Here is a 9006-nt window from a genome sequence, read left to right as displayed (position 1 = left end):
GTCCTCGATCGACCGGGGACGGTCCGGTCTGCGGCCCCCTTTTAACGCTCTGATTTGGGAGGAGTCCACCGCAGCGCGGGACAGGTCCAGGGCATCGACACTCCGGAGCCGATCGAGCAGAACTTCATGCAGCCGCTGCCATATCCCGGCCCGGTTCCATTCGTCCAGGCGCCGCCAGCACGTCATGCCCGACCCATAGCCCAGCTCTTGCGGCAGGTGCTCCCAGGCGATCCCGGTATGCAGCACGAACAAGATGCCCTGCAAGGCCAGCCGGTCATCCAGCCGCTTACGTCCCGGATGCCGGACCCGGCGTTGACGACGGGGCAGCAACGGCTCGATCACCGCCCACAGCTCGTCGTCGACTTCCCACGGCTTGGACTTGGCCACCTGCAACGCCTTCCGCTGGGCTACAGCGAGAGATCAAAGCACAGCGGAAGTCATTCTGTTAGGGCCTCTTAGCCGGAAATCACAACGCCCAGCGGCCCTCACGCCCCTCAGGTGAATGCACGAGGCCGTGGGGGCCGACCACCGCATTCGCTAACCGCCTAAACCAGGGAATCTCAATCCGCGCCCGACACGGGCGAAGGTCGCGCCCAATTCACCTTTGAACGCACCGAACCCATCGTGAGCCACCGCGCCGCGACAGGTCCGTTCCGAGAGGTTTAAATCCCAAAGCCCCATCGAAACGGACCAATCCAGCTCGCAAGAAAGGCGACCGCACCTAACCACATCCATTAGCGAGCCGACCGGATACGTCACGAACAAATCCGGAACCCGAGTAGCTCCATATAACGTAACCGACAGCCCGCACCTACTGAATCACAGCCGCGAATCGGTGAATCCAATGGCACCGCGGAAAATCAAACCGAGAACGCCGCACCCCATCGATGACTCACCGAAAGTAGTCGTCCACCTTCACAGGCTGTCCGGGGAAGCCCTAGCCAAATGCCCGAAGCGCCGGCTTGACGGCATCCTCCTCCGCACGCCCATCCCCCACGCCGGCCCACGTAGCAGCACAAGCGGCCCGCAACGCGTCGATCGACTCCCCGCCCCCGGTCAGCCGCAACCGCCCACCGTCCCAGGAAGCCACCCACCCGCCGCACTCCCACCCATCAGCGGAGGAACGCACCGAAGCCGCAGGCAGATGCAGCCCGGAAAGATCGTCAGACACGTGCGTCGGCCGATGAACCGGCGGAGCGGTCAGCAGGTCGAGCGGCGTCGCCACCCCGGTCAGCACCAGCAGACTGTCGACCCCGGCCCGGTTGGCCCCCTCGATGTCGGTGTCGAGCCGATCCCCCACGATCAACGGCCGCTGCGCCTCGGTACGGATCATCGACTCCCGATGCAGCGGCGGCTCCGGCTTCCCGGCCACCACCGGGTTCACCCCGGTCGCCGCCGTGATCACCTGCAGCATCGACCCGTTCCCGGGCATCTCGCCCCGATCGGTCGGCATCGTGCTGTCGTGGTTGGCCCCCACGAACCAGGCCCCGCCCCGCACCGCCAGCGTCCCCTCGGCCAGCAGCCCATAGGACAGACCGTCCCAAATTCCCTGGACGACCGCCGCCGGCCCCTCCAGCGCGGTCGTCACCGGCCGCAGCCCGTGGGCGCGCAGCGCCGACCGCAGTCCCATGCCGCCGACGACGAGCACGGGAGACCCGGCGGGCACGTGTTCGGCCACGAGCCGGGCGGCGGCCTGCGCGGAGGTCACCACGTCGTCGGGCGACGCGGACACCCCCAGGTGGGTCAGGTGTTCGGCGATGGCCGCGGGGGTGCGGCTGGCGTTGTTGGTCACGTAGGCCAGGCGTACGCCCCGCTCCCGGGCCAGGGCCAGCGCCTCGGGTGCGCCCGGGACGGCATGCCGTCCCAGGTAGACCACACCGTCGAGGTCGAGGAGCAGGGTGTCGTACGCGTCGAGCAGGTGGTTCACGCGCGCCTCGCGCGCAGGGTCGCCCGGATCTGGGTGAGGGCGGAGACGTAGTTTCGTTCGTCGGGACGCATCGCAACGGCGACGGCCAGGGGTTCCTGGGCGCCTTCGATGTCACCGGTTCGCCAAAGTGCCATACCGAGACCGTAGTAGGCATAGTCTTCGGCCGGGTTCGCGTCCACGATCCAGCGGAAGCTGGTGGCCGCATCCTCGTACCGGCGCGAGTTGAACTGGGCCCGAGCCAGGCCCTCGCGGATGCTCCGGGAATCGGGCTCGGCGTCGGCCGCGCGCTCGAGAAGCGCCGCGGCGGCGGCCGGACTGCCTTCCTGGAGAAGCTTCATGCCACGCTGGTACCACTCGTATACGTCGCCCGACGGGCTGCCGGACGTATCTCCCACTCCATTCTGATCATGCCGTGTCACGCAATGGCCTCCTGCTTCCGATTTCGGTTCCAACCGGGCACCGCGGCAGTGGGGAGTCCGGGCCTTTATGGCAGCATGCCCGATATGGAGAGATCTGAACGGGCGGGACTGGTGCTGCGCCCGTTCCGCGGCGTGCGCTACACGGCCGACGATCTGAGCGCCCTGACCTCGCCGCCCTACGACCTCATCTCCCCCGCCGAAGCCCGGCGGCTCGCTGACGCCCATCCGAACAACGTGGTCCGCCTGATCCTTCCCGGCGCCGGCCACTACACCGAGGCCCGCGACACCCTGGCCGCGTGGCTCGACGAGGGCATCCTGGCCGCCGACGACCAACCGGCTCTTTATGTGTACGAACAGAGCGGCCCGACCTTCGTCCAGCGCGGCCTGATCGGCGCCGTCGGGGTCGGCTCCAACGCCGTGCTCCCCCACGAGAACGTCATGCCCGGCCCCGTGGCCGACCGCCTGGCCCTCATGCGCACCACCGAGGCCAACCTGGAGCCCATCTTCCTCCTGTACGCCGGCGACGGCCCCGCGACGGCCCTGGTCGAGGAGACCGCCGCGACGAAACCCCCGCTGGTGGACGTCCACCTGAGCGAGCACACCCGGCACCGCCTCTGGGCGATCACCGACCCCGCCGCCCTGGACAAGATCGCCACCGACCTGGCCGACCACCGCGCCCTGATCGCCGACGGCCACCACCGCTACGCCACCTACCGCGAACTCCAGGCCGAACACGACGAACCCGGCCCCTGGGACGGCGGCCTCGCCTACCTGGTCGACTCCACGGCCTACCCGCCCGATCTGAAGGCGATCCACCGCGTGATCCCCGGCCTCCCCCTCAGCGAGGCGACCGCCCGCGCCAAGGGCGCCTGGCAGGTCCACGACCACCCCAACCTGGACGACGCCCTCACGGCCCTGTCCACCGCCGACGCCCCCGCCTACGTCATCACCGCAGGCCAGACGGCCCACCTCCTGACCCACCCCGATCCTCTCCAGCTCAACCTGGCCATGCCGAAGGACCGCTCGGAGCGCTGGCGCTCCCTGGACACCGCCATCCTGAACGAGTTCCTCCTCCCCAAGGTCTGGGGCATCGAGGACGACGAGGACCACGTCCAGATCGTCCACCACGACCACACCGCCGCCGCCCGCCAGGCCGCGCAGACCAACGGCACGGCGGTCCTGATGCGCCCCCTGGACGCGGCCGACGTCTTCGCCGTGGCGGAGGAGGGCGAACGAGTCCCCAGGAAGTCGACCTCCTTCAGCCCGAAACCCGCCACCGGCCTGGTCCTGCGAACCTTCGCCACCGGCTGACCACCCGCTCTGGAGAACCGATGCGCCGGTCACGGCAACCACTGCGCGCTCGACAGCAAACCGGCGGGCGACAGGGCAGACCACAGAGTCGGCCCGTCATCTGAGCTGCTCGTCACTGGCCACCCGCCAAACACCGGATCGGCAGGCTCCCGAATGAGGACACGTCAGGGTGACCGATGCTCACCAACCCCACGCCATCTGCCGGCTAGGCATAGCGGTGAAGCCGCGCCCTTGCTAAGCGCGCCCGATATCAGGGCGGCTGCCGACCAACTCCATAGACGGGCGACGGCTGTCACTCCGGGCCCATTCCGGTCCCGGTCGCAAATCCCCTAGACCCGGCCCCTGCCACAACGCCAATAGCGGCAACGCTCCGCATCAGTAAGGCGGTGTGGAACGGCAGTAGTTTCCATCCGCGCTGTCGCTCGCAGGGGCGCTCCGCCGTGACGCCAAGGCATCACCCCGAAGGTTCTTCTGGCCGGACCTGGGTATCCCCGGCCTCAAACTCCGATGGTTCTTCCGGCCGGACCTCGATGTCCCCCGCCCCGAACCCCGACGGCTCCTCCGGCCGAACCTCGGCATCCCCCGTCCCGAACCCCGACGGCTCCTCCCGCCGGACCTCGGTATCCCTCGCCCCGAACTCCATTGGCTCCTCCGCCCGAGCCTCCGTATCCCCCGCACCTGCCCGGTGAGCCAGGCGTACCGAGCGAGCCTCGACCTCGAACGCGCTGCCCCCTCGCCACCAGCGCCGGCGCAACGCTCCCTGCACTTCGACCACGTCGTCGACGGTCAGCCCCGTCACGGAGTCGCGGACGAGCGGGTCGAAGGTCACGCATTCGATGGCGTCAGCGCGGCCCTTCTCGTTGTCGGGGGTCGGGCGGCGGACGGCGAGGCGCCACTGGGTCAGCTCGGTGCCGCTGGGCAGGAGGCGGGCTTCCGGGGCCTTGGACAGGCGTCCCACGAGAATGACCTCGTTGTGGTGGGCAGGAGTGCTCACCATTTGATCAACTGACATGTGATCCCCTTCTCTCGGGCACCACTGTCGGTGACTATGCTGCTGCACCGGCTATTCGAGTCCCATTCTGTGAGAACCCGTTCTCGCTCTGAGGTGAGCTGTGGAAAACGTGACCCCGCTCGGCGGAGACGTGCACGAAATCGACACGAGGCTGGCCGGATATGCCGGAATCACCGCCGGATATCTGATTCTCGGTGATCGACCATGCCTGGTGGAGACGGGGACGTCGACCTCGGCGCCGGTCGTCCGCGACGCGCTGGCGTCACTCGGGGTCGGGGCCGATGATCTCGCGACGGTCGTCGTGACGCACATTCATCTCGACCATGCGGGTGGAGTGGGCGACATATCCGCCATGTTCCCGGCGGCAGAGATTGTCGTACACGAGAAAGGGGCCCGGCATCTGGCCGATCCGTCCCGGCTCATGTCCAGTGCCCGGATGGTCTGGGGTGACCGGCTCGACACTCTCTTCGGCATGCTGAAGCCGACCGACGCGGCCCGGATCCGGGCGCTCGGCGACACCGGGGCCATCGATCTGGGCAACGGGAGGCGGCTGACCAGCCACTACTCGCCGGGGCACGCCAAGCATCACGTCGGGCTGGTCGACTCGCTGACGGGTGATCTGTACGTCGGCGACGCCGCCGGGGTCTACATCCCGGACACCGGGGACGTGCGGCCGTCCACGCCGCCGCCGGATTTCGATCTCGAGACGGCTTTGGCGTCGATCGCCCTCTTCGAAGCGCTCGGGCCGCAGCGGCTGCTTTTCAGCCACTACGGCCCGGTCGACGAGGTCGGATCGATCCTGGAGCGATCCGCCGAGGAACTACTGATCTGGGTCGATCTGGCCAAGCAGGCCAAGGGCGAGCAGCTCGACCTCGACCACGCCGTGGCCATGGTCGACCAGCGCACCCGGGACCGTTACGCCCGGCCCGCGCCCGGCGACAAGGCCGCTGAGCACATCGAGATGCTCAGCGGCACCGAGCCGAATCTGGCGGGGATCATGCACTGGCTCGACCGCCCGGAGAGCTGATCAGGCCTCCGGCTTGTCCGCCGGCTCGTCGAGGACGTCGCCGTAGTCGGGCTCGATGAACGCCGGACCGAACCCGGCCTCCTCGGCGGGCTTGTCGGCGGGCTTGTCCGCCTCGGCCTTCGCCGGGGCGGCAGCCTTCGCCGGAGCCGCGGCCGGCTCCTCCTCGTCCACGTCGTCGTCGAAGTCCTCGTCGTCGAGGTCGCCGTCGAGGTCATCCTCCAGGTCGTCCGCGTCGTCGTCCGTGTCGTCCTCCGCCTCGGCGGCCTCGGTGGCGGGGCTCTCCACCGTGACGACCTCGGAGTCCTCGTCGGCGAAGTCGTCCTCGAAGTCGTCGTCGTCTTCGAGGTCCTCGATCACCGCGCCGGTCAGTTCGGCGTAGCGCTCGGCGGCGTCGGTCTCGCCGTCCTCGTCGAAGGAGGCGGCGCGGCCGAACCAGTCGGCGGCGGCGCTCGCGTGGCCGGCCGCCGCGAGGGCGTCGGCGTAGGCGAAGGCCAGGCGGGCCGACCAGTCGCGCGGCTGCGGGTCACGCAGCTCGGGCAGGCGCTGGAGGGTCACGACGGCCGCGTCGAGCTGACCCAGGTCGCGCCGGGCGCCCGACTCGACGATGGCCAGTTCGATCTTGCCGGACCGGTCGAGCTTCTCGGCCTCCTTGGACTTGACCAGGTCGAGCGCGCGCTCAGGCCGGCCCATGCCGCGCTCGCAGTCGGCCATGATCGGCAGGAACGCCTCGGAACCGGTCATCCGGCGGGCGGCCCGCAGGTCGCTGAGCGCCTCGGCGTACTGTCCGGCGTGGTAGGCCGCGATGCCCACCGCCTCCCGGACCACGCCGATGCGGCCGGCGAACCGGCGCGCGACCTTGGCGTGCTCGTAGGCCTTCTCGGCGTCCTCGGCCGCCAGGGCGCGCGTTGCCGCGACCAGGTGCTTGGCCACCAGCTCGGCCAGGTCGCCCGGCAGCGACTTCAGTTCGCCGCGCGCCTCCTTGTCGAGTTCCTCCGCCGTGATGTCGGCCTCGAGCTCGGGCAGCACCTCGCGCTCGCGCTGCGGCTCGTCCTCACGCCCGTAGCGGGTGCGGCTGCCGCCCCGGTCGTCGTCGAACGACCGCTGCGGGCGGTCGCCCCGGTCCTGGAAACTGCGGCGCGGCCGGTCGTCCCGGTCGCCGGAAGGCCGGCGGTCGCGATCCTGGAAGGGCCGCTGCGGCCGGTCGCCGCGGTCCTGGAAGGACCGCTGGGGCCGGTCGTCCCGGTTCTGGTACGACCGCTGCGGACGGTCCCCGCCCTTGAAACGATCCCGGTCACCGTAGACGGGCCGGTCACCCCGGTCCTGCGAGCCCCGGCGATCGTCACGGTCTCCGTAGGAACGCTGGGGCCGGTCACCACGGTCCTGGAACGACCGCTGCGGGCGGTCGTCCCGGTCGCCGTAGGAACGCTGCGGGCGGTCGCCCCGGTCCTGGAACGGACGGGACTGCCGGTCGTCACGGTCGCCATAGGAGCGCTGGGGCCGGTCACCGCGATCCTGGAAGGGCCGCTGGGGGCGGTCGCCCCGGTCCTGGAAACCACGCCGGTCATCGCGGTCGCCATAGGAACGCTGGGGCCGGTCGCCACGGTCGTTGAAGGACTTCTGGGGACGGTCGCCGCGATCCTGGAACGGCCGCTGTGGACGGTCACCATATGAGCGCTGCGGCCGGTCATCCCGGTCGCCATAAGAACGCTGCGGGCGGTCGCCCCGGTCCTGGAACGGACGCTGGGGACGGTCACCTCTGTCCTGGAAGGGACGCTGGGGCCGGTCGCCCCGGTCCTGGAAGGACCTCTGGGGCCGGTCGCCTCGATCCTGGAACGGACGCTGAGGACGGTCGCCATACGAGCGCTGCGGCCGGTCGCCGCCACGGTCGTTGAAGGGCCGCTGAGGGCGGTCACCACGGTCGCCGAACGAGCGCTGGGGACGGTCGCCCCGGTCGCCGTAAGACCTTTGGGGGCGGTCGCCACGGTCCTGGAAGGGCCGCTGCGGCCGGTCGCCTCTGTCGTTGAAGGGCCTCTGGGGACGGTCGCCACGGTCGTTGAAAGGCCGCTGGGAACGGTCACCACGGTCACCGTAGGACCGCTGCGGCCGGTCACCGCGATCCTGGAACGGACGCTGGGGACGGTCACCACGGTCGCCGAAGGACCGCTGCGGGCGGTCGCCCCGGTCGCCGCGGTCGTTGAAGGGGCGCTGGGGGCGGTCGTCGCGGTTCTGGAAGCCACGTCGGTCGTCACGGTCGCCGTAGGAACGCTGGGGGCGGTCGTCGCGGTCGCCGTACGACCGCTGGGGGCGGGAGTCGCGCACACCGAAGCGACCGCCGAAGCCGCCGCCACCACGGGCCTCGTCGCGGTCGCGGTAGCCGCCGCGGCTGTTCGCGCGGAAGGGGCGGGCGCCCCTGTCGTTCTGGCCGTCTGCCTGACCGTCTCTGCCGCCGGCACCGCCGCGGCCATACCTGTCGCCGTCACGGCCGCCGGCCGGTCGGTCGTTTCGCTCTTCGCCACGGCCCGCGCCGTCACGCCCGTCTTCTCTGTTCACTTTGATCCTCTGTTGCTCCACCGCGTACGGATCTTCGTCTCTGGCTTCGAGGCGGGTGCGCGGTATGGGCACTGTTAGGGGTCGCGTATTCCTCTGACGCGACGAAGGCCACCCGTTCGTCAGGGTGGCCCGGCTTCACCAGACTAGCAAGTCTTCGCAGGTGATGCGGACCTGCCCGGAAACGACGAAAGCCCGACCAAAACTGGTCGGGCTTCCGTTGAAAATTGTCCGGCGGTGTCCTACTCTCCCACACCGTCCCCGGTGCAGTACCATCGGCGCTGGAGGGCTTAACTTCCGGGTTCGGAATGTAACCGGGTGTTTCCCCTCCGCCATAACCGCCGTAACTCTACTAGGCTGTTTGCAGCCTGAGAGTTGCATAGTCGACGCGAACATTTATGGTCAAGTCCTCGGCCTATTAGTACCGGTCAGCTCCACACATTACTGTGCTTCCACTCCCGGCCTATCAACCCGGTCGTCTACCGGGGGCCTTACCCCAACAAAGGGTGGGAGACCTCATCTCAAGACGAGCTTCCCGCTTAGATGCTTTCAGCGGTTATCCCTTCCGAACGTAGCCAACCAGCCGTGCCCTTGGCAGAACAACTGGCACACCAGAGGTTCGTCCGTCCCGGTCCTCTCGTACTAGGGACAGCCTCTCTCAAGTCTCCTGCGCGCGCAGCGGATAGGGACCGAACTGTCTCGCGACGTTCTAAACCCAGCTCGCGTACCGCTTTAATGGGCGAACAGCCCAACCCTTGGGACC

General features: G+C 69.2%; 8 protein-coding genes, 2 rRNA genes and 1 pseudogene. 4 read left to right on the top strand and 7 right to left on the bottom strand.

Going from position 1 to position 9006, the window contains the following annotated elements; genetic code table 11:
- From AW274_RS38525 to AW274_RS38515, 3 genes and pseudogenes are all read right to left on the bottom strand, one after another.
- Window positions 1-387 (bottom strand): annotated as a pseudogene (locus AW274_RS38525) (transposase); the annotation flags it as partial.
- 550 nt (window positions 388-937) lie between these two features.
- Window positions 938-1927 (bottom strand): HAD-IIA family hydrolase, encoded by a 990-nt coding sequence (locus AW274_RS38520; RefSeq protein WP_062444215.1) that lies wholly within the window; start codon window positions 1925-1927, stop codon window positions 938-940.
- Complete coding sequence (locus AW274_RS38515; protein ID WP_137250569.1) at window positions 1924-2265, bottom strand: tetratricopeptide repeat protein; 342 nt, start codon at window positions 2263-2265, stop codon at window positions 1924-1926. Before AW274_RS38515 ends, AW274_RS38520 begins: the two co-directional genes overlap by 4 nt.
- 165 nt (window positions 2266-2430) lie before the next feature.
- Here AW274_RS38515 and AW274_RS38510 point away from each other — a divergent pair, with 165 nt between their 5' ends.
- Entirely contained in the window at window positions 2431-3657 is a 1227-nt protein-coding gene (locus AW274_RS38510; RefSeq protein WP_232320700.1) for a DUF1015 family protein, read from the top strand.
- A gap of 454 nt (window positions 3658-4111) precedes the next feature.
- Here AW274_RS38510 and AW274_RS38505 read toward each other — a convergent pair whose 3' ends face one another.
- Window positions 4112-4669 carry a single-stranded DNA-binding protein gene (locus tag AW274_RS38505; protein WP_083975528.1) on the bottom strand — a complete coding sequence of 186 codons (558 nt, stop codon included), beginning with the start codon at window positions 4667-4669 and terminating at the stop codon, window positions 4112-4114.
- Window positions 4670-4769: 100 nt separating this feature from the next.
- On the opposite strand from AW274_RS38505, the gene AW274_RS38500 reads away from it, so the two are divergent.
- On the top strand, window positions 4770-5696 hold the full coding sequence (locus AW274_RS38500) for an MBL fold metallo-hydrolase (protein WP_062444204.1): 927 nt from the start codon (window positions 4770-4772) through the stop codon (window positions 5694-5696).
- Here AW274_RS38500 and AW274_RS38495 read toward each other — a convergent pair whose 3' ends face one another.
- Complete coding sequence (locus AW274_RS38495; RefSeq protein WP_232320699.1) at window positions 5697-6722, bottom strand: tetratricopeptide repeat protein; 1026 nt, start codon at window positions 6720-6722, stop codon at window positions 5697-5699. It abuts the gene before it with no gap.
- On the opposite strand from AW274_RS38495, the gene AW274_RS40945 reads away from it, so the two are divergent.
- Window positions 6615-7367: a hypothetical protein gene (locus AW274_RS40945; RefSeq protein ID WP_157520953.1), complete on the top strand. Its 753-nt coding sequence runs from the start codon at window positions 6615-6617 to the stop codon at window positions 7365-7367. The genes AW274_RS38495 and AW274_RS40945 overlap by 108 nt on opposite strands.
- A gap of 294 nt (window positions 7368-7661) precedes the next feature.
- Complete coding sequence (locus AW274_RS40940; protein ID WP_157520952.1) at window positions 7662-8324, top strand: hypothetical protein; 663 nt, start codon at window positions 7662-7664, stop codon at window positions 8322-8324.
- 148 nt (window positions 8325-8472) lie between these two features.
- Here AW274_RS40940 and rrf read toward each other — a convergent pair.
- Window positions 8473-8589, bottom strand: a 5S ribosomal RNA gene (rrf, locus tag AW274_RS38490).
- Window positions 8590-8641: 52 nt separating this feature from the next.
- Window positions 8642-9006: ribosomal RNA gene (locus tag AW274_RS38485) — 23S ribosomal RNA — on the bottom strand; the annotation flags it as partial.

Origin of the sequence: Herbidospora daliensis (genome assembly GCF_001570585.1) — a bacterium.
Taxonomy (GTDB): Bacteria; Actinomycetota; Actinomycetes; order Streptosporangiales; family Streptosporangiaceae; genus Herbidospora; species Herbidospora daliensis.
Note: the sequence above shows the minus strand (reverse complement) of the source record. Positions and strands in the feature narration are given on the sequence as shown.